This window comes from Cyanobacteria bacterium QS_8_64_29 (assembly GCA_003022125.1).
Taxonomy (GTDB): Bacteria; Cyanobacteriota; Cyanobacteriia; order Cyanobacteriales; family Rubidibacteraceae; genus QS-8-64-29.
Genome location: PXQH01000002.1, coordinates 94,796 through 120,401, shown reverse-complemented (window position 1 = coordinate 120,401; position 25,606 = coordinate 94,796). Strand labels below are relative to the sequence as shown.

Sequence of the window (25,606 nt, the reverse complement as noted above, 5' to 3'; positions counted from 1 at the left end):
CGGGATGAGCGGCGTGCTGATATGCACCAAGCCTTTCTCAAGCTGGGCTGCGCGCTCATCCTGTTCAACCACCTGCAGAAGTTCTGTTAGGCGCTCTAAGTATAAAACGGCTTAGCTAAACAGGGCAGTTATTTGTTCCAGAGATCGTTCGGTACCAATATCACTCACGTCGAGCTCGAGCGTTGGCTTAACTAAATCAAGTGGAGATCTAGCTTGACGGTAACTAAAGCCGCCGCCGGTTAGATGTAGCAAAATTGTGGCATCCCGGTTGAGTTTGCCTTGTGATGCTGCATCGATCAGGCTTGCTAGCGCTACACCTGCAGCCGGGTCAATATCGATTCCCTCACAGCGATGGAACCAATTCAATGCGCGGCAGGCTGCCCGATTGGTTGCCGCGAGCATGTTGCCGTCACTAGCTGTCAGAACGTCAACAATACCGCCTCGAATGGCATAAGGAGGTTGTCGGTTAGATAGTACGTCGGCGACAATTTGTTTGGCTTGCTGTTTGGCCATCTCCACATTCTCCTTATCTAAAGTAGGACTTTGGCCTTTCCAAGCCCTATAGATCGGAGCAAAGGGTAGATTTTGGCTCAACATCAACTGCGGTACCCTACGACCGAACCGACCGTCACCAATCAAGCGTTGAGACATCTCGTAAGTTGCAATTCCTCCCGCACCGCTACCAATCGCCTGAAAGTAGCAATCGGGTAGGTGTCCGATTGCCTCAACAGCACTAAGCAGTATTGTGCCGATCCCATCGCGGCGTCCGACATTTTTAACGCCGCCTTCTAGGATGAATCCATCCAACTGTGAGAGTCGCTCAGCTAACGAGATGGCATCGCTATAATCCGCTCTTCCCGTCAGCGAGATAACCCGCACGCACGGATGAAGCGGTTCGAATAAGCGCATGCGGGCAAGTCCGCGCGCTGGTACGATAATTAAGCAAGATAGTTTTTGCTGCGAGCAGACATGCGCAAATGCCGCCGCAGTACTGCCGGCTGAAGCAACAACTAACGTTTCCGTTAGGTGCGGTACGCGCGCAACAACCGAGCGAGCTTCAAGCTCTTTAAACGTCCCTGTTGCAAATTCGCTTCCCCGTTCTGGCCAGTAACCACTAAATGCAATCCATAAATTGGGGAGTCCTAAGGCTCGATTTAATCTCTCGCTTTGGTAGGTAATAGGGATGCAGGAACTACTAGAGATCTGGAAGCTTGGCAACCAGCGCCAGTAGCGGGCAATACCGGGAGCATTCCGATCAGGGGCAAATGCCTTCGTGACGTATTCAGTTATAAGCAGGCCAGGCTCATGTTCCCTAGGGCATGCTAGCGATATGCCATCGTCTGCAAATGTATAGCCACAAACGGAACATTTGAGCTGGTAGTGTTGGCTCATAAATGGCACAATCAGGATGCCGCCCCAAGCAAAAGTGGAGTTCTATTGAAAACCGACCCGATCCGTTCGCTCAAGCAGCTTCCCAAGGTGGCTGGAACTGCCCAGTCATCAAGCAGGTACTGAGTTTAGTTAATATAATACAATAATAGGACAAATCGCTGGGAATTAATATGATTGCGCTGAATTCGTTGGCAATTGCAATCGCCTGCTTCACTGCAGCTTTTATTGTTGCAAGCTTGGTCGAGTACTGGCTCCATCGTTTAATGCATGTTAACCATCGCATTGGGGAGCGCCACCGCGACCACCATCGCCGCAATGAGGGGCAGGGCGTTTTATGGGAATTCGGTGACTACGTTCGAGGTGGCTTTGCTGCCATGCTATTACCACTATTGCTGTCCTGGAGTGCTGGTCTAGGATGGCTGGCTGGCAGCCTAAGCTATGCGATTTTTTCAGCTTACGCTCACCAGCTCCAGCACGAAAATCCTACCAAATGCTTCTGGATGGAAATGCCCGTTCACTACGTTCATCATAAATATAATATGTGGCATCATAATTTCGGCTTAGCTGTTGACTGGTGGGACCATTTGTTTGGGACTTACAAACCTGTTGAGTGGCTGACCGAACGAGAGCTATCTCAATCGCAAAAGGGCCACTTTCAACTAAAGTGGTGGTAGTCTAATAGTTAAAATTTTATTCCTTGTCGGTGCTCTCGAAGCGTTTCTCCCATTGGCGATGGTTGGCCTTGGCCTCTCGCGCTAATGGAGAGAAAGCTAGAATTTGAAAAGATGCCCAGTTAGTTAGCGAGAGCGGAAAGCGAAGCGGGCGAGCAACATCTAGAAACAAAACAGCGCGATACCCAGATGTATTGTTCCAGGCAGCATGTGGGAAAGTGTCATCGAATATAAGGCTCTTACCTTCTATCCAGTGGACTGTCTCGTCACCAACGCGAATGCCGCAAGCGGTTTGGGGATGGGGAACCCGCAAGCCTAGGTGATAGCGAATGATGCCTTTATGCTTGCCGCAGTGTTCCGGGATTTGCTTGCCGGGACTGAGGATGGAAAAGAAGGCAACCTTCAACCCGGGAATATCCTTGATAAGCTGCCAGGTCTGCGGGCAGCGCTCGCAGTTTTTGCGCGCGACAAAGCCAAAGGCATAAAAGTAGTAGGTTTTCCAGCCATCATCCTGACTGATGCGGCCCTGGCGCGGCATGATTTGCTGGAAGTTGGGGAGTTCGCCTACGCGCTCCAGCACTCCATCGAGTTCTTGACGGATGAGCTGCCAATTAGCTTCTAAGCGTTTGGCCCACGGAAACTGGTCGGTACCAAAAAAGCGCGAATCCCCTATACGTGAATGTTTGGGGACCGATCTTTCAAGGTGCTTGATAAGAGGCGTATCAACGAGCGTTTTAATCCAGTCTTTAGCCATAGAAGATCGGTTCCCTACCTACTTGACTTTTCTAGCTACTCGCAAAAGCATACTCTTGTTTGATTTGTAGATCAGCTAAAAGGTTACTATCCTCACTTATGTGTGGCACTTTTACGTGATTTTCTGGAATACCATTTTGATACATCCGTTCGCGGACTTGAGCAAAACTACCTGGAGCGAGAATCCGCAGTTGGGGGGGCGGAATTTGGCTTTGGCGCTTGATTGCGTAGAAATCGTGAATGGCTTTTAGTTCGCTATCAAACCGCTGTAGAAACGCTTGTGGATTATCGAGAGAGGCTCCGGAAGCTAGCTCTATATTTAGAATATACGGAGGTGGAATCTGATGCTCAGCAAGCGTAATGCAAAAGTTTTCCAACGTTAGGTTGAATTCGCGCTGTAGCCGCTGTATGGTACGTACTACGTGGGTTTCAGTGGTTTTTTCAGTAGTTGATGACAGCGTACCTCCCCAGCGGTAGCGAAATACAATAGTGGGTGCATTACCATAAAAACCAACGACTTCCACAATATCGCCAATATCATAACGGTAGAAGCCATTATAATTAGTAACTAAAATCCGGTATTGCTCGCCAATTATGACTTGCTCGGCCAGTAATGTTTCTGGTTGTTGTTTGTTCCACTCCTGGGGTGGAACAAACTCGTAAAAACCGCTTTCTATGGCCAAAATAGCACTGTCGTCATCAAAATTAGAGCAGATGCCAAATACAGCTTCATTTGAGGAATAGATGCCACCAAAAACTGGCGTATCACCAAAGTACTGAGTAAATTTCTGTAGGTAAAAGTCAGAGGTCCCACCGCGTGCCGTTACAACAAAGGCTAGATTCGGCCAAGCTGCAATGGGCGTCAAGCGACCGTTACGCTCTACGACCTGCTGCAATTGCTGAGCGCGCTGGGGAGCCGGCGACAGCCTGCGCTCCAATCGTTTGCGCAATCCAGCTTCTAGCGGCACCCAAGCAGCAATCGTGCCGCGTGCCAGATCGGCAATTAACGATTCGGCGTAGTCCTCCAAATACTGGCATATTCGCAGTGCCAGGACTGGAAATGTAGCAGCAATGATGCGCGTGTTCCGGTTTTTAAGGGCAAACAGCAGGCAAGCGTAATGGCGTGCCAAGCTGTTACTGGGCTGCAATGCCTCGTAGGGGTGGGCAAACAGCTGGCGAGACAGCCAGTTCTTAGATCGCAGATCGCCTACGCTGACAGGAGCATAGGGAATCCCCGCTGCTGTATGGCCTGCTAATTGAATGGGGCCGGGCATTAAGACTTGGCCGATGGAGCGTTGCTGCTGCTGGGCAGCCAAAATGCCAAAGCAAATCCCTGTTAAATGCGCCTTGCCTCGAGCCCTACGGGCTTGCGGCGTTACGGGAATGAACTTCTGCCGGCCTGTCGAGCCGCTAGAGATATTCAAACAATCAACGGGCGCAGCCGTTAGGACGTTCGGCTCCCCCCGAGCAACGCGTTCGGCGTACGGGCGATAGTAGTCGTAGCTCCGAATGGGAAGGCGCGCTCGAAATTGCTCGACTGTCCGAATCCGGTCCAGGCCATGCTGGCGACCGAAAGCGGTATTTTGCTGCTGCCGAAGTAACTTCAGCAAAAATGCTCGCTGCACGGCACCCGTCCGCCGGGTTTTATCCTTAAACCGGGCAGTCACCCAACGAACTAGCATGCTGGCAGCCACTTGAAATGCACCGTTCATGGGGCTGGCGCCTCCATCAAGTTCGCACCCTTGCTAGCGCTGCAACGTGGCTTTATCCCCCACCAGTTGCAGTACGCCCAGGGCGAGCGCCACGGCGGCAGCGAAAAAAAAACCCGCTCGCCGCCGGATTGCCAGACTGGGCCGAATATCAGCGGCGAGCCAAATTGGCCTAGTGCGGCAAGGCCGGGGGCTAACGACAGCAAGGTGGCACGCTGCTCCCAGGCGATGCGCTCGGCAAGCATGTCGTAGAGATTGGGCACGATCAGGCCAAATCCGATGCCAAACCCGAACGCTGCCAACAGCGCCACCTGCGGGGTTGCCAGCAACGGAATGATAGCTAGGGTGAGTGCCATTAGCCCCCAACCGGTACTTAGCGTTGCACTCGTACCGAACTGCCGTACCATCCGAGCTGCCCCGACCGCCGATATAAGGGCAGCTCCCACAGCCCGTGCAGCCAAAATCGTGCCGTTGAGCATGGCATCGGCACCAATCGCCGCTTGAAAGTAAAGGGGAGCATAGACAATTGCGGTGTAGAAAACGGCCGAAGCCCCAAACAGCGCCACTAGCACGGACAAAACACCAGGTGCTCGCAAGGCACCCAGCAGGTGGCGGATTTGGATTGCTTCTCCGCGGGCGGCCGAGGCATTGGCTGGCGAGCGAGCTGCTATGGCGAGGGCAAAAGCAACGGGCAAAGCCAAACCATAGAGGCCGAAGGCATAGCGCCAGTGGAACGAGCCCAACCATCCTGCTAGCAGCGGAAACAGGATGCTCGTAGCAGCAATGGCACTGGCCGTATAGCCGATCAGCCGCGATCGCGTTGTGCCCGAGAACCAGCGTCCGACCACTCCCAGCCCGGCTGCCGAAATGCCACCACTAGCCGCTCCAACCAGGCCACGCGCCATCGCAAGCGTTCCAAACGTTTGGGCGAGGGCACCCGCCATGCCAAACACGGCAAAGCTAACTAGCGATGCCACCAGGACGCGAAACTGGCCGATGCGAGCTGCCAAGGCTCCTAGCAGCGGTGCTGCCAAAGCTAGGGTTAGCTTGGGCATACTAACGAGCATGCCTGCCCAGCGCGGATCGAGCTCGAGCCCTGCAACGGCATCGGGAAAAACGGGGGCAAAAGCGCTGCCGGTTAGGCTAGTCAAGCAGGCAGCTGCCAGCAGTAGCGCCAAAAGTGGCATTCGACCGCTAGGAATGCGATCGGCCAGCGGTACTGGCAGCTTGGCCTTGGGGGCATCGGGCATACAGCCGCTACCTGCCGCGGCAAAACTAGCGCCGGCAGCCACATTACTACGGCGCCCCAATGGCTGGCAATCGCGCCATCAAGCGGCCACTGAGGCCTTGGGTTTGGCAAAAATCATGCGGCCGGCTGAGGTTTGCAGCGCCGAGGTGACCACGACGGGCAGCTCGCCACCGACGTAGGCTTGCGCGTCTTCGACGACCACCATCGTGCCATCCTCGAGGTAACCGACACCTTGTTCTGGTTCTTTCCCTTCTTTCAGAATTTTGAGCTCTAGCGTGTCGCCGGGCACGTAGATTGGACGCAGGGCTTGGGCCAAGTCATTGACGTTCAGGACGGGGACTTGCTGTAAGTCGGCCACCTTGTTGAGATTGTAGTCGGTCGTTAGCAGCGTGCCATCAATTTCCTGGGCAAAGCGCACCAGCTTGGCATCGACTGCGGGCACCTCCTGGTAGTCCGAGATATGGATGGCAATCCGATCCGCGTGGTTCTCGCGCATCCGCTTGAGAATGTCCAAGCCGCGGCGTCCGCGCGCGCGCTTGCTGTCGTTGGGTGCATCGGCCAATCGCTGCAGCTCGTCGAGCACAAAAGGCGGAACGAGGATCTGCCCCTCAATAAAACCGGTCTCGAGCAACTCTTCAATGCGGCCGTCGATAATGCAGCTCGTGTCCAGGACTTTGGTTGAGGCCGGTTTGAGCGTTCCCTCGGCCACCAAAATCGATTTGACACTGTTGGAATCGATCGAGCGCAAAAACGTCCGGCCGTGCGTATCGGCCAAACTCACCCCCAAAACCGCAAAAATCAAACTACCCACAATTGCCAAAAACGGCTTGAGCAACCCCAGCTCAGCCGGTATGGGCAGCAAAAACAGCGGCAATAACATTAAATTGGCCAACAGCAACCCCAAGGCCAGTCCCGCCGAGCGGGTCAGAATGACGGCAACAGGGGTATTGCGCGCTTGGGCTTCCAAGCGCCGATAGACAGCCTGAGCGCCCAAGCCTGAGGCGCCCCCTACCAACGCGCCAAAGCCGGCAACCACCCATCGCAGTCCGCCTACATCCGTTACCGGCTCCAGCACCCGCTCCGGCAAAAGCGCTACGCTGTCGAAGCCCAGGCCCGCCCCTGCTAAGATAAAAACAATAATAATAATGGCATCAATCATGGCGATTCTGGCTGCACGAGCGTAGCGGTATTGTTTATCAATTATATCGGCAGCCAGCAATTGCGAATGAGGCTTAGCCGTTGCTTCCCACTGCCCGGGCATGGCAACTGACATAGCGAGCCGTTTTCGCTCGCACCAGAGCCAGCATTGCGAACGGGGACAGGGCGAGTTCATCCGCGCAGCTTACCTGCACGTTCCGTTCTGCCACCGCCGCTGCTACTATTGCGATTTTCCCGTTTCGGTGGTCGGTGATCGCCCCCTCAACGGCGCGCGCCATACCCTGGCGCACTACGTTGCGGTTCTGGGCCAAGAAATCGCGGCAACACCGCCTTCAGGCGTGCCGCTGGAGACCGTTTTTTTGGGGGGTGGAACCCCTTCGTTGCTATCGCCTCAGCAGGTGGGCGACCTCCTAACGCGCCTCGATCGCCGCTTTGGCCTAGCGGCCGATGCTGAGATCTCGATGGAGGTGGATCCGGGCACCTTCAACACCGAGCGCCTGCGCGGCTATGGGGCAGCCGGGGTCAACCGCCTGAGCTTGGGCGTCCAGGCCTTTCAGGGCGAGCTGCTCGCTGTCTGCGGGCGGGCGCATTCGCTTGCCGATACGTATGCGGCCCTCGATTGCATCCAGCGTGCCGGCTTCTCTAACCTCAGCCTGGATTTGATCTTCGGCCTGCCCCACCAAAGCCAGACCCAGTGGCAAGCGTCGCTAACTGAGGCCGTGCGCCTGGGCCCGACGCACCTTTCCTGTTACGGCCTAACGCTCGAGCCCGAGACCCCCTTCGGGCGCCAGCTGTCTCCCAACCGGCCGCCGCTACCGAGTGAGGACGCGGCCGCCCAAATGTATCGCCAGGCGCAGCGCACGCTCACTGCAGCAGGCTATACCCACTACGAAATCGCCAACTATGCCCTGCCCGGCTACCAGTGCCGCCACAATCGCCAGTATTGGGAGAACCGGCCTTTCTACGGTCTAGGTATGGGGGCCAGCGATCGCGTGGGCGGGCAACGGCTGACGCGACCGGTCACGCGGCGCCGCTACTACGCCTGGGTCTGGCAGTTGCAGCGCCACGGTTGGCAACCATCGCGAGCGTCGGCCCCCGAGGCCGATGACCTGCTCGAGGGCTTAATGTTGGGGCTGCGCCTGCGCGAAGGCATCCGCCTGCGTTGGCTGCGCCAGCACTGCAGCTCGCCCGCGCTGCACCGAATTGAGCCCATCCTGCAGCACCACAACCAGCGCGGTTGGATCGAGGCGCTCGATGCCAGCGGCCGAGCCGTTGCCCTCGAGAACGGCCAGCCGGTGCCAGCTCAAGGGCGGTTGCGCCTGAGCGACCCTGAAGGGTTTTTGGTCTCCAATGCGGTCTTGGCCGATCTGTTCGCCCAGCTCGAGTAGGGGGCTATTGGGGCTAAGGCCGCTGCACTCGGTAGGTGACGAACTGTTGGAACGCGCCCACGGTGGCGACCCGATAGGCTGGCCCGATGGGGGAAGCCGAGAGCTCGGTCCGGTAAATGCTGAACAGCACCCAGTCTTGGCACTCGGTGGCCTGGGCGATGGCGCGGCGGATTTGGGGCTGGCCGGACTCGACGGCGCGATCGCACTGGCGCTGCAACCACGCCGGCCACCTCTTGCCGCCCGCCGCCGAGGCTTGCGGGCAAAGGTCAGTTTTGAGGTAGCGCGACAGGCGCTGGGTGGCGTAGCGTTCGTAGGCCACCCGATCCGGGTTGGTGGCGGCCATTGCTGCGGCCAGCGCAGCCAAGCCCGCAGCCGGCAATGCGAGCGGCACCATCCGCATGCCCTGTCCCCTCCTACGACCCCACGCTCCCAATTGAGGTGCTATAGTAGCCTAGATGCGCGGCGAACGTCGCCAAGCGGTTAAGGCGGTGGATTGTGGTTCCACTATTCGTGGGTTCGAATCCCATCGTTCGCCCTGCTAGCTAAACTTTTGGATCCGGGTGCTGGCGCACCCGGTTTTTTGCGTCGGGGGCCGCTGCAACCGGCGGGGCTAATGCTGGATAATGGGCGGCTGCCGGTGGCTAGCAAGCTCTGACACTCGAGGTTTATGCGAACGCACTACTGCGGCGAGCTGCGCGCTGCTCAAGCTGGCGAGACCGTAACGCTCTGCGGCTGGGTCGATCGCCGCCGCGACCACGGGGGCGTGATCTTTTTAGACCTGCGCGATCGCAGCGGCATCGTGCAGGTCGTTAGCGATCCGGAGCGGACGCCCGAGTCCTACGAACCGGCGGATGGGCTGCGCAACGAATACGTCGTGCGCGTTGCCGGGCGCGTCAGCCAACGTCCGTCCGAGTCAGTCAATCCCAAGCTCGCCACCGGCGAAGTGGAGGTCTATGCCGATCGCATCGAGCTCCTCAACAGTGTGGGCAAGCAGCTCCCGCTGCAGGTCTCGGCCACCGAAACCGAAACGGCACGCGAGACCTTGCGGCTGCAGTATCGCTATCTGGATTTGCGCCGCGAGCGGCTCAATCGCAACTTGCACTTGCGCCATCAGGTCGTCAAGGCGATCCGCCGCTTTCTGGAAGACGAAGCCGGCTTTGTCGAGGTCGAGACGCCCATCCTGACGCGCTCCACCCCTGAGGGCGCGCGCGACTACCTGGTCCCCTCGCGGCTCAATCCCGGCAAGTGGTACGCGCTGCCACAGTCGCCGCAGCTGTTCAAGCAGCTGCTGATGGTCTCAGGCTTCGAGCGCTACTACCAGATCGCGCGCTGCTTCCGCGACGAGGACTTGCGCGCCGACCGCCAGCCCGAGTTCAGCCAGCTCGATCTGGAGGCCAGCTTTGTCTCCCAGGCCCAGCTCCTAGAGCTCAACGAAGCCCTGATTGCCCACGTGTTCCGTACCGTTAGCGGCATCGAGCTGCCGCGCCCGTTCCCACGCCTGAGCTACAACGAAGCCATGGCGCGCTACGGCACCGACCGACCCGATACGCGCTTTGGCCTAGAACTCGCCAATATCTCCGATATTGTCGCGAACTGCGGCTTTAAAGTCTTTGCCGATGCCGTCAGCAGCGGCGGCATCGTCAAGGTATTGCCCGTACCCGGCGGCAACGAGAGCATTGCCAACGTGCGCATCAAGCCGGGCGGCGACCTATTCAACGTGGCCAGCGAGGCAGGGGCCAAGGGGCTCGCCTACATGCGCGTGCGCGAGGGCAACGCCATTGAGACCATCGGGGCGCTCGAGAGCAACTTGAGCGCGGCGCAACAAAACCAAATCCTGGAGCGCGCGGAGGCCCAGCCCGGCGATCTGCTGCTGTTCGGGGCCGGCGATGCCGTTACGGTCAACCAGACCCTGCACGCGCTGCGGCAAACGCTGGGCGCCGAGCTCGAGCTCATCGACGATCGCCAACCGCAGCTGCTCTGGATTGTGGATTTCCCCCTATTTGAGTGGAACCCAGAGGAAAAGCGCCTGGAACCGCTGCATCACCCGTTTACGGCTCCCCATCCCGATGACCTGGGCGATCTCAAAACGGCCCGGGCCCAGGCCTACGATTTGGTCTACAACGGCGTCGAAATTGGCGGGGGCAGCCTGCGCATCCACCAGCGCGCCGTACAGGAGCAGGTATTCGAGGCCATCGGCATTCCGCTCGAGCAGGCCTACCGCCAGTTCGGCTTTTTGCTGGAAGCGCTCGATAGCGGCGCCCCGCCGCACGGCGGCATTGCCTACGGCTTGGATCGTTTGGCCATGCTGCTGGCGGGCGAGTGCTCCATCCGCGATGTCATTGCCTTCCCCAAAACGCAGCAGGGGACCTGCCCGCTCACCGAGGCTCCCAGCGAGGTTGAGGAGCGCCAGCTCAAGGAGCTGCACGTGACCTCGACCGCAGAGCCGGATACCTAAAGTCAACTCCCCTGCCTGCAGGCAGGGGAGCAATCGAGCTGGACTCGGTGCTGGCTGCGCTAGCCCAGCAGCTGCTTGGCGCGAGCCACCACGTTATCGGTGGTGAAGCCAAAGTTCTCGAGAGCGACATCGCCGGGCGCGGAGACGCCAAAGCGATCGATACCGATGGCATCGCCTTGGGTACCCACGTAGCGGCACCAGCCGAAGGTGGCACCGGCCTCAACCGCCAGGCGCTTGCTTACCGATGCTGGCAGGACCGACTCGCGATAGGCGGCATCCTGCCGGTCGAACAGCTCCCAGCTGGGCATGGAGACCACGCGGACGTTGCGCCCTTCATCGCGCAACTGCTGGGCGGCCTGGAGGCAGAGTTCCACCTCGCTGCCCGTGCCGATCAGGATCAGCTCGGGCGGCCCGTTGCTGTCGGAGAGAACGTAAGCGCCTTTGGTGACCCCCTCAATTGAGGTGCCGGGCAAGTTGGGGACTTTCTGGCGCGAGAGCGACAGCAGCGTCGGGGCGTTGCGCTGCTCGATGGCTACTTTGTAGGCCCCCGAGGTCTCGTTGCCGTCAGCAGGGCGAATGACGGTCAGATTGGGCATAGCTCGCAGCGACGCGAGCTGCTCGATGGGCTGGTGAGTGGGGCCGTCCTCGCCCAGGCCGATGGAGTCGTGGGTGGTGACCCAAATCGAGCCCGTACGCGAGAGCGCCGAGAGCCGGATGGCGGCCCGCATGTAGTCGGTAAAGATAGTGAAGGTCGCCCCATAGGGAATCAGGCCGCCGTGCCGGGCAATGCCGTTGCAGATGGCCCCCATGCCGTGCTCGCGCACCCCAAAGCGCAGGTTGCGGGCGGCGTGGTCGTGCTTGCTGAAGTCGCCTTCGGCTTTGACCAGGGTCTTGTTGGAGGGGGCCAAGTCGGCGGAGCCACCGATGAGCTCGGGCATGACGCCCGAGAGGGCGTTGAGCACGCCCTGCGAGTATCCCCGCGTGGCGTCTTTTTTGTCTTCTGGGGAGAAGGTTGGCAGCGTGCTCTCCCAGCTCTCGGGGAGCTTGCCGGCCATTAGGCGCTCCAGCGTTGCCGCTGCTTCGGGGTAGCGCGTGCGGTACTGCTGCCAGCGCTCGTTCCAGTCGGCCTCGAGCTTGGAGCCGCGATCCACGGCCTGGCGGAAGTGGTTGAGCGCGTCTTCGGGAACCGTGAATTCCGGGTAGTCCCACCCCAACTGCTGGCGGGTCGTAGTAACTTCATCGCCCCCGAGCGGTGCCCCGTGGACCTCGTGGGTGTTGGCTTTGTTGGGCGAGCCGTAGCCGATGGTGGTGGTGACGCGGATGAGCGAGGGTCGATCCGTGGCAGCCTGCGCGTTCTCGATCGCGCGGTGGATGGCGTCCAGATCCTCGTTGCCGCCCTCGATGTGCTGGACGTGCCAGCCGTAGGCCTCGTAGCGCTTATTCACATCCTCGCTAAAGGCCAGCTCGGTGGGCCCGTCGATAGAGATGTGGTTGTCATCGTAGAGGACAACCAGTTTGCCCAACCCCATGTGGCCCGCCAGCGAGCAGGCTTCGCTGGAGACGCCTTCCATGATGTCGCCGTCGCTGGCGATGGCGTAGGTGTAGTGGTCGATGATGTTGCAATCGGGCTGGTTGAAGCGGCTGGCCAAGTTGGCCTCGGCCAGGGCCAGTCCGACGGCGTTGGAGATGCCTTGGCCCAGCGGCCCCGTGGTCACCTCGACCCCTTCGGTCATGAAGTTTTCGGGGTGGCCTGGCGTTTTGGACTCCCACTGGCGGAACTGCTTGATGTCGTCGAGGGTCATGCCCTCATAGCCGGTCAAATAGAGCAGGGCATACTGCAGCATGCAGCCGTGACCGCCCGAGAGCACGAAACGATCACGATCGAACCAGTCCGGGTTTTTGGGATTGTGGCGCAAAAAGCGATCCCACAGGACGAATGCCATGGGAGCGGCCCCCATGGGCAGTCCCGGGTGACCGGAGCTTGCCTTTTCGACCGCATCGACCGCTAGGAAGCGAATCGAGTTGATACAGAGTTGTTCCAGGGATTGGCTGGTCGCGACCATAGTTGCGTTGGGCTAAACGGCAATGGTGTTGAGCGCTAGGCCGGTGCGGTGGCGGCAACGCTCGAGCGAGCGCTGTAGGGGAAACTCGGCTCGAACGCGCATCGTGCCCTACCTGGCACCGCGAATTCGAGACTGCTAGGCATATTTTCTCAAGGCTAGCGTAACGTTGTGCCCCCCAAAGCCGAACGAGTTGGAGAGCGCCACCTCCACTGGCTGAGCGCGGCTGGCGTGCGGGGTATAGTCGAGGTCGCATTCGGGATCGGGGGCATCCAAGTTGATCGTCGGCGGCACGCGATCGCGGGCGGTGGCCATGGCCGTCGCAACTGCCTCGATGCCGCCGGCGCCGCCGAGCAGGTGACCGGTCATGGATTTGGTCGAGCTGATAGCGACCTCGCGGGCGCGATCGCCGAGCGCCTGCTTGATGGCGCGGGTTTCGGTGGCGTCGTTGCCGGCGGTGCTGGTGCCGTGGGCGTTGATGTAGCTGACTTGCTCGGGGGCAATACCGCCGTCTTTGAGGGCTAGCTCGATGGCGCGGGCTGGCCCCTGACCGTTCAGATCGGGGGAGGTCATGTGGTAGGCATCGCAGGTCATGCCATAGCCCACCACTTCTGCGTAAATGGAGGCCCCGCGCGCGCGGGCGTGCTCGAGCTCCTCGAGGATCAAAATGCCAGCTCCCTCGCCCATGACGAACCCATCGCGATCACGATCAAAGGGGCGGCAGGCGCGCTCGGGAGCCTCGTTGTTGGCCGAGAGGGCCTTGGCAGCGGAGAAGCCAGCCACAGCTAGCGGCGTAATGGCAGCCTCGGTGCCGCCGCAGATGGCTGCTTGGGCGTCGCCGCGCTGGATGGTGCGAAACGCGTCACCCACGGCGTTAGAACCGGCCGCGCAGGCTGTCACCGGACAGGAGTTGGGGCCTTGCGCGCCGGTGTGAATGGCGGTCAGGCCGGCAGCCATGTTGGCGATCATCATCGGCACCATGAACGGGCTGCAGCGATCGGGCCCGCGGGACAGATAGATCGCTTGCTGGTCTTCGAGGACCTTAATGCCGCCAATGCCAGTCCCGATGATGGTGGCAATTTGGCCGGCATTACGCTCGTCAATCTCGAGTTGCGCGTCCGCTAGGGCCTGCTTGCTGGCGCAAACGGCAAACTGCGCGAAGCGATCCATGCGCTTGCTCTCTTTGCGCTGCAGGTAGGGACTGGGATCGAAGCCTTTAACTTCCCCGGCGATGCGGCACGCATGCTCGGAGGCATCGAAGTGCGAGATGGGCGCGATGCCGTTTTGCCCGTTTAGCAGTCCCTCCCAGTATGCCTCCAGCGTGTTCCCTACTGGGGCGATCGCACTCAGCCCGGTAACGGCCACGCGTCTGGGTTGCCAATCTGCCATGTCTATCGCTAGCTAGCGGATGCCGCGAGCATCCGGGACAGTTAGGGGCAGCAGCGCCCTTAGGCCGACGCAGTAACCTTCTCGCTAATGTAATCGACCGCCGCTTGCACGGTCCCAATGTTCTCGGCCGCTTCGTCCGGAATTTCAATGTCGAATTCTTCTTCCAGGGCCATCACGAGCTCGACCGTATCTAGCGAGTCAGCCCCCAAGTCGTTGGCAAAGCTGGCCTCAGGCTGAACCTCGCTGGCATCGACCTCGAGCTGCTCGGCAACGATCTTTTGCACCTTCTCAAAAATTTCCTGGCTCATAATACGTTCCTCAGGCAGACCCACCTAACGGGTGCCATCTTACAGTCCTCCATCCGTTTCATCTTAGCCGAAAGCGCGCGGAGGTGGTGCCATTGCAGCCAACGCTGCTGCTAGCGGGATGCCACCACTCCCGGGGCAGTTGCTGGACGCCCCGCCGCTGGCGAGCTAAGCTAGGATCGTATCGCTGCTTGAGCTGGCGCAGTCGCCTGACAAGCAATACCGCGTGATGGCTTTGGAGGAATCGCAGTGTTCGTACGGCTCGCCCAGCAGCACCGCCAGTTCGTGCGCGATTTGGTCATGAACCTCCAGGCGCTCGCGATTGTTTTGGAAAAGCGCGGCTACTTGGCGTCTTGCTACACCTGCGGCAATGAAATGAGCAGCGCCTCCTTTATGGTGAGCCTGGATGACAATCACCTCATCCGCTTCCTGGTGTCCGATTACGGTATCACCTGGACCGAGATGCGCGACGATCACGAGCTGATGAAGCTGGAGGGGGCCGAAGCCATCGGGCAACTGCAAGATCTGGCCGATCTGGTCAAGTACTCGCTCGAGCCCTCCGCCGATCCCAACGAGCGTGCCAGCCAAGCGATTGCCCCCAATGCCGGCGTTACTCCCCCCTCGCAGGCCGCCGGCACAACGGCCAGCGAGGAGGGGACCCCCTAGTCGCTGTCAGCCTCGATGTAGCGGTAGAGCTCGCTGGGATCCGGTTCAGGGCTGTTCTCGGCAAACTCGACCGCTTCTTCGACTTGCCGCTCGACTTTTTCGTCGATGGCCTGCAGCTCCTCGCGATCGACCAAGTTCCGCTCGGTTAGGTGAGCGGCAAACCGCTTGAGCGGGTCGCGCGTCAGCCATTGCTGCTTTTCTTCGTCCGAGCGCAGCTCATCGGGATCGGCGAGCGAGTGCCCGCGGAACCGGTAGGTGAGCGTTTCGATTAGCGTCGGTCCGTTACCGCTGCGAGCGCGCTCGATCGCTTCCTGCGCGGCCGAGCGAACGGCCAAAACGTCCATGCCATCGACCTCGACACCGGGCATATTGAAGGCGTGGGCTTTTTTGTAAATCTCGGGCTGGGCCGCCGCCCGCTCGTGCGCCATGCCGATTGCCCATTGGTTGTTCTCCACCACATAGACAATGGGCAGGTTCCAGAGCGAGGCCATGTTGAGGCACTCGAAAAACTGCCCGTTGTTGGTGGCCCCATCGCCCAAAAAGCAAGCCACGACCCAATCGGCGTCTGCCTGTTGGAAGACTTGCTGCCGGTATTGGGCTTGGAAGGCTGCGCCGGTTGCCACCGGAATCCCTTCGGCAACAAAAGCGTAGCCGCCCAACAGGCGATGAGTGTGAGAGAACAAGTGCATCGAGCCGCCGCGCCCCCGACTGCAGCCGGTTTCTTTGCCAAACAGCTCGGCCATGATGGTTTGGGGCGAGATGCCGCAGCTTAGGGCATGGACGTGATCGCGATAGGTACTGGCAACGAAATCCTCTCCCCGGCGCAGGGCTTGAATGACGCCAGTCGAGACCGCTTCCTGGCCGTTATAGAGGTGAACGAAGCCAAACATTCTGCCGCGATAGTACATCTCGGCGCATTTGTCTTCGAACGCGCGGCCTAGGCTCATGTCTTCGTAGAGCTGCAGGCCTTGCGCTTTGGTGATTTGGGGCGGCGTGTCGTGGAATTTGGGTAAGGTCCGTTCCGAAACCATAGGGTGGTTGGTGCTGACGGCAAAACGCGGTGGCGGGTCAAGCCCAAAGCGGCAGCGGCACTCGCTCGCAGGACGCCAGACCGTTGCAAGGGGGCGAGCTTGAGCTAGACTTTGGCATTGAGGCTAGCGGCTGGCTGAGCCCGCGCCTCGAGCCAGGCGGCCTCTAGGGGTAACCCGTTCAGTTCGCTCGCGAAGCGTGCGGGAAGCATATCGTGCGAATTCCACTCGACTACTACCAGATTCTGGGGGTTCCCATTCAGGCAACGGCTGATGAGATCGAACGGGCTTACCAAGATCGCATCCAGCAACAGCCTCGCCAGGCATACAGCGCCACGGCGCTAGAAGCGCGACAGCAACTATTGGCCGTGGCGCGCGATATCTTGTGCGATCCCGAACGGCGGGCCGAATACGATGCCCATTTTTTGTCCCCGCCGCCCGAGCGCGAGTCCGCACCCATCCAGCTGCCCCAAACGGAGCGCCCTTCCTGGCAGAGCCATGGCAGCGAGGATGCAGCCACTCCTTGGATCGAGGTTCGCGACGATCGGGTTGTGGGCGCACTGCTCATTTTGCAGGAGTTGGGCGAGTGCGAGCGCGCTCGCGGTATCGCCGAGTCTCGCTTTCGCGATCGCTACTACCCTAGCACCGAGGCAGCTGGCTGGGAAACCGCCTCCGAGCGGGGCGATCTGGTCCGCGTGCTGGCCGTCGCTTATTTAGAAAGCAGCCGCGAGTCGTGGCGCCAGGGCCAATACGAACGCGCGGCGAGGCTGGGCCAACAAGGCTGGGACTTGCTCACCCGAGAAGGGCTGTTTGGGGATCTCAAACAGGCAATCGCTGCCGATTTGGCCAAACTGCGCCCCTACCGCATTTTGGAGGCCGTCTCGCAATCGGGCGAGGGGTCGTGGCGCAAGCATCAGGGATTGCAGCTTTTGCGCGAGATGCTGGAAGCGCGCGGCGGTATCGAAGGGAGCGATCGAGATGGCTCTGGGCTGGATGCTGATGCCTTTTTGCTGTTCGTTCAGCAGCTGCGCCCTTACCTGACAGCCGCCCAGCAGCAGACTTTGTTCGATGCCGAAGCGCAGCGCCCCTCGGCAACCGCCGCGTACCTGGCTGCTCGCGCGCAGATTGCGCGCGGCTTTGCCTACCGCCAACTGGGCGCGATCGCGGGCGCTCAAACGCTGCTGGCGCGCTGGGAGCGCGAGCAGGAGGTTGGCCTCGAGCAGGCGGTTTGTGCCTTGTTGCTGGGCCAAACCGATCGCGCCCACCAAGCGGCTGAGCAAATTGCCGATCCGGACGTTGCGCGCGAAATCCGCCGCAACTCGGTCGGGGCGCCCGATTGGTTGCCCGGCCTTTGCGCCTACAGCGAGTCTTGGTTGCGCACCCAGGTTTTTCCCCACTTCCAGGATCTGGCCCAGCAAGCAGCTTCGCTCAAAGACTACTTTGCCGACGAGCGCGTCCAGTGGGAGCTCGAGCAGCAACAGTTCAGCGACGAGCGACCTTACGGACCAGTCGAGGCTCAGTTTTGGGCAGGCGGCGCCCAGGCAGGCAGCGCCCACACCGAGCCAGACCGAGCCGTGCCATCCGCCACCGCAACGGCCGTTGCGACCGAGCCAGTGCCAGCGTCAGCTGGCAGTAGCCACGAGCGCGCCGCACCTGCCACGGGGCCACCCGGCGATAGCCGCCAACTGCATCCGTCGCAGCAGCGCTTGCGCTTTCGTCGGGGGCGGCTTCTGCTACTGGCAGGGCTGGGCGTTGCCGGCATTGCAACGGCTAGCTATGCCACAGTTCGGGCTTTTCAAAACCTAGGGGATCGCAGTGCCAGCTCGCCCACTGCGCCAGCTGGGGAAGCCCTGGTCCTGCGCTTAGATCGGCCCACTGTGGAGGTGCCGCCCGCCTCACCGTCGCTGCAAGCCTCGCAAGCGCGCCAGGCCATTCGCGACTGGCTCCAGGCCAAAGCCCAAGCCATGGGCCCCGAACACCAGATCGGGCAGTTGGAGCAAGTGCTGAGCGATCCCATGCTGTCGAAGCGCCAGGCCAGCGCCCGAGCGCTGCAGCGCCGCGATCGCTACCAACGCTTCGAGCATGCAATCGAATCGGTGAGCGTTAGCGAGCGCTCGGAGGAGAGTGCCCAGGTGGAAGCGACCGTCCGCGAGCGCGCCCAAACTTACCGACAGGGCGCGCCGTCGCCGGAGAGCAGCTACGACAGCACGCTCGCGCTGCGCTATTCGCTGGTCCGCCAAGACGGACGCTGGCAAATTGCAGCGGTCGAGCGCCGCGATGGCAACCCCTAAGCTCGCTTATCCCAACCCGGTCGGTGCTTTACCCATCCGCCCGCACCAGCAGTAGCGGTCGCGCCGTGCGGTGGAGCGTTCCCGACGCAACGCTGCCGTAGAATGCCTGCGTCCAGCCGCTTTGCCCGTGGCTGGTCATGGCAATCAAATCCGCGTCGATGCTGTCGGCCACCGCCGCAATTGCCTCGATGGGTTGGCCGAAGAGCAAGCGCGCCTCTGCAGCAAACCCGCGCTCGCGCAGAGTATCGTGCCAGCTGCGCAAGTAGTGTTGGGCGTCTCGGACGCGCTCGGCCTCTTGGTGGCCGCCGACTCGATCGAACAGGTCGTTGGCCGTGGCGGTTTCCTCAAACGGCTCGTCCAGCCCAATCTCGGCAGCCGTCTGGTAGTTGGTGCGCAGCACGCGCAGCAGCGTTAGTTGGGCCCCGTAGCGACGCGCAACTTCCTGAGCGTGGGGCAAAATGGCCTCAGCTCGCTGGGATCCATCCAACGCAACCAAGATGCGGTCGTTGCTGGCCTGCCGCACCTCAGTTTGCGCGCGCACTAGCAGCAGCGGGCACTGGACGCGGTTGAAGACCCCAGCAGCCACGCTGCCGTGAAACGCCCGAGCCAGCCCAGTCCGGCCGTGGCTGCACATGGCGAGCAAATCGGGCTGGAGCTGCTCGACAGCGTGCAGGATGCCGTCGGTGGCAGTGCCGCTCAGCACCAAGATGTCGCTGGCGATACTGCGATCGCGCAGCCGATTCCGCCACCCCGTGAGATAGCGCTCGGTCTGCTCGATGCGCCGGGGCTGGAAGCGGACCTCTTTTTCCCGGTTGAGGTCGATGATGGTACTGCGCGCTTGCGGCTCGACGACGCTAGCCAGCACCAGCTGCGTCTCGCCATGCCGCGCTAGGTTCTCAGCATGGGGCAGGATGGCCTCGGATCGTTGGGATTCATCCAGCGGAACCAGGATTTTGCCGTACATGCCCGGCCTCTCGGCTATAGGACAGGTCGCCGCCCTTACTCGCGGTAAGCTTGCGCTGTCGAGGGGGCGCGCTGCGGCCCGCTCGGCGCTTCGCTGCCTTGCAAGCGCGATGCTTCAAGCTCGGCGTACTCGGCATTCAGGCCGCGATTGAGGCTAAAGCACATTAGCAGCAGCACGACTGAGAAGGGCAAGCCCGTTGTAATGGCCGCCGTTTGCAGGGCCGTCAGGCCTTGCTCGCCGCCGCCAATAAGCAAGACGGCTGCTACAACGCCTTCCAGGACTGCCCAAAAAACACGCTGCGGAATAGGTGGATCGAGCTTGCCGCCCGAGGTGAGGTGGTCCACCACCAGCGACCCCGAGTCAGAGGAAGTCACAAAGAAAATGACGACCAAGAAAATGGCCACTAGCGAGGTCAGCCAGGCAATGGGCAGTCCCCAAAGCGAGTCGAGAGGAGCGCCTGCCAGCGAGCGGAACATGGCCACCTCCGGCCCCTCGCTGACGGCGGCTTGCAGATCGACTAAGCCACCGAGTTCCTGAAACAGCGCCGATCCGCCAAAGACTGAGAGCCACAAAAACGACAGCAGCGAGGGGACGATCAGTACGCCCAAAACGAACTCGCGTACCGTTCGGCCCATGGAAACGCGGGCAATAAAGGTACCCACAAACGGCGACCAGGAGATCCACCAACCCCAGTAAAAGACGGTCCAGCTGTGCTGCCAGTTAGTCCCGGAATAGCTCTCGGTCCAAAAGCTCAAAACAGGTAGGTTGGCAGCATACTGCCCCAGACTCTGTACGAAGCTATTGAGAATGAACAGGGTCGGCCCAACCAACAACACCAGCACCATCAAAAGGGCCGCTACGCGCAAGTTGAGCTCGCTTAAGCGCCGAATGCCACCTTGTAATCCCGAGACAACCGATAGCGTCGCGCAGCCGGTAATGATGGCGATGAACAAAACCTGAACCCAAGTCTCGTTGGGAACCGCCGGGATGAGCTCGCTAACACCGGCATTGACCTGCTTGACACCAAAGCCGAGTGAGGTCGCCAGGCCAAATAGGGTGGCAACTACTGCCAGGATGTCGATGGCGTGACCGGGACCGTCATAGATGCGCTCGCCCAGCACTGGATAGAACACCGAGCGCATGCTCAGCGGCAGCCCCCGGTTGAAGGCAAAAAAGGCCAGTGCCAGCGCTACCAGTGCGTAAATGCCCCAAGCGTGGAGACCCCAGTGAAAGTACGTCACCGTCATGGCCATCTCGGCGGAGGGCGGATTGTTGCCCTCCAATCCAGAAAAAGCTGGTGGGCTACCAAAGTGAAAGATGGGCTCGGCCACGCTCCAAAACATCAATCCGATGCCCATACCTGCACTCAGCAGCATGGCGAACCAGGCAAAGCGGGAGAACTCGGGCTGAGCGCCTGGGCCGCCCAGGCGCAGGCGCCCGAATTGGCCAAAGGCAAATACGATCAGAACGCCAATAAATACGTTGACGACCAGGATGTACCACCAGCCACCCACCGTGGCGATGGCTTCCTGCATCCGTTCAAAGGCAGCCTTGGCCTCCGGCTGGAAAAGCAACGTCAGGACAATAAAGGCCAAGATCAGGCCGCCTGCAACGAAGGCTACCCAGGGTTGCAGGTCGAAACCAAACTTCTGGATGTTGGTGTCGCCCGGCGTGCGCTCGATCCGGCGGTTGCGATCCGCCTCATTCGTTGCCATGGCGGCTCCTCCTTGGCATCCTCAACGACCCCAATGGCGCGAGACAAGCAAGGCGACCGGTAGCGGCGAGAACCGTAACCCGGTCCAAGCTGTTGGCCAGCGGCCGAGGCGCACCGGCCAAACTGACGCCCATTTTAGCGACGATCTGGGCCGCTCAAACAGGCAGGCTACCCCGATTGGCCCCTAGTGTTAGGCAGCCAGTTCCGCGTGCAGTCGCTCGCGGGCGCGCTGCAGGGCTGCCGATAGCTGGCTGGGGTCGCGCCCGCCGGCTTGCGCCAAGTGGGGCCGGCCGCCGCCGCCGCCGCCGCAAATCTGGGCGATACCACCAATGAACTGACCCGCCTGCAAGCCGCGCTCGTTCAGGCCGGGGCTAAAGGCAGCAACCAAGCTCACTTTGCCTGCTTCTGGGACCGAGCCCAAAACGACGGCACTCTCACCCAGTTTGTGCTGCAGGCGCTCGGCAGCACTTTTGAGCGCATCCGGATCGGCCCCTTCCATTTCGGTCACCAGGAGTTTGGCATCCCCTACCGTTTCGGCTTGGGACAGCAAGCCCTCCGAGCGGGCAACGGCCAACTCCTGCTTGAGCGAGGCGATCGCTTTCTGACTGCTTTTGAGCTCGGCTTGCAGCTCGCTCACGCGCTGCGGAATGGCCTCGGGCTGCGCCTTGAACTGCTCGCTCAGCTGCCGCACGATGCGATCGCGCTCGTTGAGGTACGCCAGCACAGCCGGTCCGGCAACCGCCTCGATGCGCCGTACCCTCGAGGAAATGCCCGTTTCGGCGGTGATTTTGAACAGCCCAATCTCGGCGGTGTTATTGACGTGGGTGCCACCGCACAGCTCCATTGAGACGCCAGGCACATCAATCACGCGCACGTGATCGCCGTATTTTTCGCCGAACATGGCGATCGCGCCTTGGGCTTTGGCCTCATCAAAAGGCAGCACTGCTTCCTGGGTGGGATGGGCCTCGGCAATCCAGGTATTGATCTGGTCCTCGAGCTGCTGCAGCTCCTGCTGCGAGAGCGCGTGGGGGCAGTTGAAATCGAAGCGCAGCCGGTCGAAGGCCACCAGCGACCCCGCTTGGGAAATGCTGGGATCGATGAGTTGTTTGAGCGCGGCGTGCAGCAGGTGGGTGGCGGTGTGGTGGGCTTTGGCGCGGCGGCGGCAGGCGTGATCGATTTGAGCGCTCGCGGGCATGCCCTGCTGGAGGGTGCCGCGCTCGACGCGCCCGAGGTGGAGGTAGAGCGAGTCACCTGCTTTCTGCACGTCCTCGATGCGCACCACGACATCCTCGCCCCAGAGGTAGCCGTGATCGCCGATTTGCCCGCCCGATTCGGCATAAAACGGCGTTCGATCCAGCACCACTTGCACCGACTCGCCCGCTTGCGCCGACCCAACGCGCTGGCCCTCGGCTAGCAGGGCAGCTACCTGCACCTGGCTGGCGTGGTGGCTGTAGCCCACGAACTCGGTGGGCTCGAGCTGCTGCGCCAGCTCGGCCACCGCATCCTGTTGCGTCAGGTCGATTGTCTCTTGCACGGCCTGCGATCGCTGCCGCTGTGCCTCCATCTCACGCTCGAAGCCGTCGAGGTCCACCGCCAGGCCCGACTCGGCCGCAATTTCTTGGGTCAGCTCTAGCGGAAAGCCGTAGGTGTCGTAGAGCGTGAAGGCATCCCGGCCTGAGATTTGGCTGGGATTGTCGGCCAGGATCTCGGCCAGGATCTTCTCGCCGCGCGCCAGCGTCGCCAAAAAGCGCTCCTCCTCGCGCTGGAGCTCGGCTTGGATAGTGCGCTCAGCCTGGCGGACGTGGGGATAGTGGTCTTCCACCAGCGAGATGGCGGTCTCAGCTACCTGGGGCAAAAAGCTGCCCTCAATGCCCACCGTGCGCCCGTGGCGCACGACCCGCCGCAGCAGGCGGCGCAGGACGTAGCCGCGCCCGACGTTGGAAGCCGTGACGCCATCGGCAATCGTGTGGATCAGCGCGCGCACGTGGTCGCCGATGACTTTGAGCGAGACGCGCGTGGGCTCGTCGCTTTGCGCGTAGTCAATGCCGGCTATCTCGGCGGTTGTGCGGATGATGGGAAAGATCAGATCCGTTTCGTAGTTGTTGGACACCCCCTGCAAGATCTGCGCCATCCGCTCTAGGCCCAGGCCCGTGTCGATGTTTTTGCTCTGCAGCGGCTCTAGGGTTCCCTCGCCATCGCGGTTGTACTCCATAAAGACGAGGTTGTAGAACTCGATGAAGCGCGAGTCGTCCTCCAAATCGATCTCGCCGCTGCGCTCGGGATAGAGGTCGTAGTAGAGCTCGGAGCAGGGACCGCAGGGCCCGGTCGGGCCGGCTGCCCAGAAATTTTCCTCGGCGTCCATGCGAAAAATGCGCTCGGCGGGGACGCCGACGCGATCACGCCAGATGGCAAACGCCTCCTCGTCGTCTTGATAGACAGTGGGGATGAGGCGCTCGGGCGGTAGGCCGTACGCCTGGGTCGAGATCTCCCAAGCCCAGGCGATAGCATGCTCTTTGAAGTAGTCGCCGAAGCTGAAGTTGCCCAACATCTCAAAGAACGTGTGGTGGCGCGCCGTGCGCCCCACGTTCTCAATGTCGTTGGTGCGAACGCACTTTTGTGAGGTGGTCACGCGCGCCGCCGGTGGGGTGCGCTGCCCCAAAAAGTAGGGCTTGAACGGCAGCATCCCGGCAATGGTCAGCAGGACGGTCGGATCCTCAGGCACCAGCGAGGCGCTGGGCAGCACCTGGTGGCCGCGCTGGGCGTAAAAATCCAAAAACGTCTGCCGGATTTGGGGACCGCTCAAATAGGGGGGCGCGCTAGGCATGGGCGTTGCTGGGCGATGCGATAGTAAATAACTGCCTCTAGTGTGGCATCCCCGAAGCGGCTAACGAGCGCCTCCAACCGAGCGCCCTTCGTTATACCAATTCTCGTGGCTTGTGCACTAGATTGCGTCTCCGTAACTCCCTCAATGTGGGAGTCATGTTCTTTGGCAAGCGTGCATCCGCTACTCAAATTGGTATTAGGACTGCTCTGCCTGGCGCGAGGCAAACAGGCCGAACGGCGCCCCCCAAATGGCGGCAAAGCTGCAAGCGTGCGCCCAGTAGGCAATGCCGCCGGCCGATGCGGCTTGGGCGCTCCCAGGCTGGCTGCGCCGTTGAGTGCCTGCTGCAGGAACCATCCCCACAAAAAGAAAAACGCAGGCACGCGGAAGGGCAACAAAAACAGCGGCGGAATCACAGTCCAAGAGGCTCGCCTCCGCCGCTAGTTGGCAAGCGCTGCCTGGTGATCGCCGCCGTAAAAAAACCCACTCGCGCAGGAGTGGGCAGCGAATCCGCCCAAAGTCAGGCAGGCGGGCTGGCAATCGTTCGCTTGAGCGATGGGAACGGACTATTCCACGACAATCTTGCCCGACATGCCAGCGCCGCGGTGGGGTTGGCAGTAATAGTTGTATTCGCCAGCTGGCGCATCCTCTGGGAAAGTGACTTTGTAGCTCTCACCGGGCGAGAACAGCAGTTGCTCTTCGGATAGTTGGCTGGCCAGGGCGTTATCGCCGGGAATCTGGCCGGCATCGAACACGACGTTGTGAGGCGGAATCTGGTTCATGACAAAGCTGACCGTATCGCCCGGTTCGACGGTGAGCGTTTCGGGGACGTATTTGAGCTGCCCCGTATCCGAGCCCATTTTGACTTCGTACATTGCCGCCGAGGCCGGCAGCGCGGACAGGGCGAAGCCAGCTAGGGCCATCAAAAGCGCCGATAGGGTCAATCCGAGTTGCTTTAGCATGGCGTACCTCCGCAAAGTGGCTGGACCAGCGAGGATTCTATCACCGAAAGAGACGGCCTGTTTTAGCGGCTTAGCCCGCGTGCTGCGCCATCTAAAAGTCTTTGGTGCCCCAACCGGGCGCTTTTTGTGAGGCTCGCAGGATAAATGCGGCAATTTTCTCCACGCGCTCGCGCGGCATCCAGCTAGGCGGCACTTGACGGCACAGCAGGTTGGCATCGCGGCCGTCGTACGTTTGGGGATTGCGCATGAAGGCCACTAGCGCATCGATGTTATTGCGCGGGGGCGTGGCGCCCGCCAAATCCTGGGCCGAGAGCGATACCTCAGGCTGGGGCAAGGTCGATCCGCCCACGTGGCAGCTAAGGCAGTTGTCCTCGAACAGCTGCTTACCCTGGCCCAGCTCGCTGGGCGTGAAGGTGCGCGCGTTCCCCTGCTCGTCCAGCTCGAGCTCGATGGGGCCATCAGCCAGGTAGCGCTTGATGTAGTCATCCACAGCTGCCGCAGCCGGCCCGCTCCAGCAAGCGAGGCAGAGGCCGGCGGCGGCAAGCACTAGCCCGGCTCGGCCGGGCAAGCCCGATGGCCGGAGCGAGCGGCCGATGGTTGCAGTCAGCCAGGATCGCATCAATCGTCTTGC

General features: G+C 60.9%; 20 protein-coding genes and 1 tRNA gene. 6 read left to right on the top strand and 15 right to left on the bottom strand.

Annotated features, from left to right (window positions below):
* Window positions 1-111 precede the first annotated feature (111 nt).
* Window positions 112-1,392, bottom strand: a complete 1,281-nt coding sequence (locus BRC58_01390; protein PSP19454.1) for a cysteate synthase — start codon at window positions 1,390-1,392, stop codon at window positions 112-114.
* 170 nt (window positions 1,393-1,562) lie between these two features.
* On the opposite strand from BRC58_01390, the gene BRC58_01385 reads away from it, so the two are divergent.
* Complete coding sequence (locus BRC58_01385) at window positions 1,563-2,066, top strand: fatty acid hydroxylase (GenBank protein ID PSP19453.1); 504 nt, start codon at window positions 1,563-1,565, stop codon at window positions 2,064-2,066.
* Window positions 2,067-2,082: 16 nt separating this feature from the next.
* Here the strand turns inward: BRC58_01385 and BRC58_01380 are convergent, their stop codons facing one another.
* From BRC58_01380 to BRC58_01365, 4 genes are all read right to left on the bottom strand, one after another.
* Window positions 2,083-2,817: an aspartyl beta-hydroxylase gene (locus BRC58_01380; protein PSP19452.1), complete on the bottom strand. Its 735-nt coding sequence runs from the start codon at window positions 2,815-2,817 to the stop codon at window positions 2,083-2,085.
* A 31-nt stretch (window positions 2,818-2,848) separates the two neighbouring features.
* The gene (locus BRC58_01375) at window positions 2,849-4,528 is read right to left on the bottom strand and encodes a GH3 auxin-responsive promoter (GenBank protein ID PSP19451.1); all 1,680 of its coding nucleotides are present in this window, start codon (window positions 4,526-4,528) and stop codon (window positions 2,849-2,851) included.
* A complete protein-coding gene (locus BRC58_01370) occupies window positions 4,525-5,775 on the bottom strand; it encodes an MFS transporter (protein PSP19450.1) in 1,251 nt (416 codons plus the stop codon). Before BRC58_01370 ends, BRC58_01375 begins: the two co-directional genes overlap by 4 nt.
* A 78-nt stretch (window positions 5,776-5,853) precedes the next feature.
* Window positions 5,854-6,933, bottom strand: coding sequence for a hypothetical protein (locus BRC58_01365; protein ID PSP19449.1), 1,080 nt, complete (start codon window positions 6,931-6,933; stop codon window positions 5,854-5,856).
* Window positions 6,934-7,033: 100 nt separating this feature from the next.
* Here BRC58_01365 and BRC58_01360 point away from each other — a divergent pair, with 100 nt between their 5' ends.
* Window positions 7,034-8,320 (top strand): coproporphyrinogen III oxidase, encoded by a 1,287-nt coding sequence (locus tag BRC58_01360; GenBank protein PSP19448.1) that lies wholly within the window; start codon window positions 7,034-7,036, stop codon window positions 8,318-8,320.
* A gap of 13 nt (window positions 8,321-8,333) precedes the next feature.
* Here BRC58_01360 and BRC58_01355 read toward each other — a convergent pair whose 3' ends face one another.
* Window positions 8,334-8,699 (bottom strand): hypothetical protein, encoded by a 366-nt coding sequence (locus tag BRC58_01355; protein PSP19463.1) that lies wholly within the window; start codon window positions 8,697-8,699, stop codon window positions 8,334-8,336.
* A gap of 83 nt (window positions 8,700-8,782) precedes the next feature.
* Here BRC58_01355 and BRC58_01350 point away from each other — a divergent pair.
* Window positions 8,783-8,855, top strand: a tRNA-His gene (locus tag BRC58_01350).
* Between the two features lie 132 nt (window positions 8,856-8,987).
* Window positions 8,988-10,775, top strand: coding sequence for an aspartate--tRNA ligase (locus BRC58_01345; GenBank protein ID PSP19447.1), 1,788 nt, complete (start codon window positions 8,988-8,990; stop codon window positions 10,773-10,775).
* Window positions 10,776-10,834: 59 nt separating this feature from the next.
* On the opposite strand, the gene tkt is transcribed toward BRC58_01345, so the two are convergent.
* The 3 genes from tkt to BRC58_01330 form a co-directional block, all read right to left on the bottom strand.
* A complete protein-coding gene (gene tkt, locus BRC58_01340; protein PSP19446.1) occupies window positions 10,835-12,838 on the bottom strand; it encodes a transketolase in 2,004 nt (667 codons plus the stop codon).
* Between the two features lie 135 nt (window positions 12,839-12,973).
* Complete coding sequence (fabF, locus tag BRC58_01335; protein ID PSP19445.1) at window positions 12,974-14,224, bottom strand: beta-ketoacyl-[acyl-carrier-protein] synthase II; 1,251 nt, start codon at window positions 14,222-14,224, stop codon at window positions 12,974-12,976.
* Window positions 14,225-14,283: 59 nt separating this feature from the next.
* Window positions 14,284-14,532, bottom strand: a complete 249-nt coding sequence (locus BRC58_01330) for an acyl carrier protein (GenBank protein PSP19444.1) — start codon at window positions 14,530-14,532, stop codon at window positions 14,284-14,286.
* Window positions 14,533-14,778: 246 nt separating this feature from the next.
* Between BRC58_01330 and BRC58_01325 the strand changes: the two genes are divergently transcribed.
* On the top strand, window positions 14,779-15,195 hold the full coding sequence (locus BRC58_01325; protein PSP19443.1) for a DUF1815 domain-containing protein: 417 nt from the start codon (window positions 14,779-14,781) through the stop codon (window positions 15,193-15,195).
* Here BRC58_01325 and pdhA read toward each other — a convergent pair.
* The gene (gene pdhA, locus BRC58_01320; protein PSP19442.1) at window positions 15,192-16,226 is read right to left on the bottom strand and encodes a pyruvate dehydrogenase (acetyl-transferring) E1 component subunit alpha; all 1,035 of its coding nucleotides are present in this window, start codon (window positions 16,224-16,226) and stop codon (window positions 15,192-15,194) included. The genes BRC58_01325 and pdhA overlap by 4 nt on opposite strands.
* A 212-nt stretch (window positions 16,227-16,438) precedes the next feature.
* On the opposite strand from pdhA, the gene BRC58_01315 reads away from it, so the two are divergent.
* The gene (locus tag BRC58_01315; protein ID PSP19441.1) at window positions 16,439-18,514 is read left to right on the top strand and encodes a molecular chaperone DnaJ; all 2,076 of its coding nucleotides are present in this window, start codon (window positions 16,439-16,441) and stop codon (window positions 18,512-18,514) included.
* 28 nt (window positions 18,515-18,542) lie between these two features.
* On the opposite strand, the gene BRC58_01310 is transcribed toward BRC58_01315, so the two are convergent.
* From BRC58_01310 to BRC58_01290, 5 genes are all read right to left on the bottom strand, one after another.
* Window positions 18,543-19,478 carry a hypothetical protein gene (locus tag BRC58_01310; protein PSP19440.1) on the bottom strand — a complete coding sequence of 312 codons (936 nt, stop codon included), beginning with the start codon at window positions 19,476-19,478 and terminating at the stop codon, window positions 18,543-18,545.
* A 35-nt stretch (window positions 19,479-19,513) separates the two neighbouring features.
* Window positions 19,514-21,193 carry a choline transporter gene (locus tag BRC58_01305; GenBank protein ID PSP19439.1) on the bottom strand — a complete coding sequence of 560 codons (1,680 nt, stop codon included), beginning with the start codon at window positions 21,191-21,193 and terminating at the stop codon, window positions 19,514-19,516.
* A gap of 189 nt (window positions 21,194-21,382) precedes the next feature.
* Window positions 21,383-24,016, bottom strand: coding sequence for an alanine--tRNA ligase (locus tag BRC58_01300; GenBank protein ID PSP19438.1), 2,634 nt, complete (start codon window positions 24,014-24,016; stop codon window positions 21,383-21,385).
* Between the two features lie 563 nt (window positions 24,017-24,579).
* Entirely contained in the window at window positions 24,580-24,975 is a 396-nt protein-coding gene (locus BRC58_01295) for a plastocyanin (protein ID PSP19437.1), read from the bottom strand.
* Between the two features lie 91 nt (window positions 24,976-25,066).
* Entirely contained in the window at window positions 25,067-25,594 is a 528-nt protein-coding gene (locus BRC58_01290; GenBank protein ID PSP19436.1) for a photosystem II cytochrome PsbV2, read from the bottom strand.
* Window positions 25,595-25,606 lie beyond the last annotated feature (12 nt).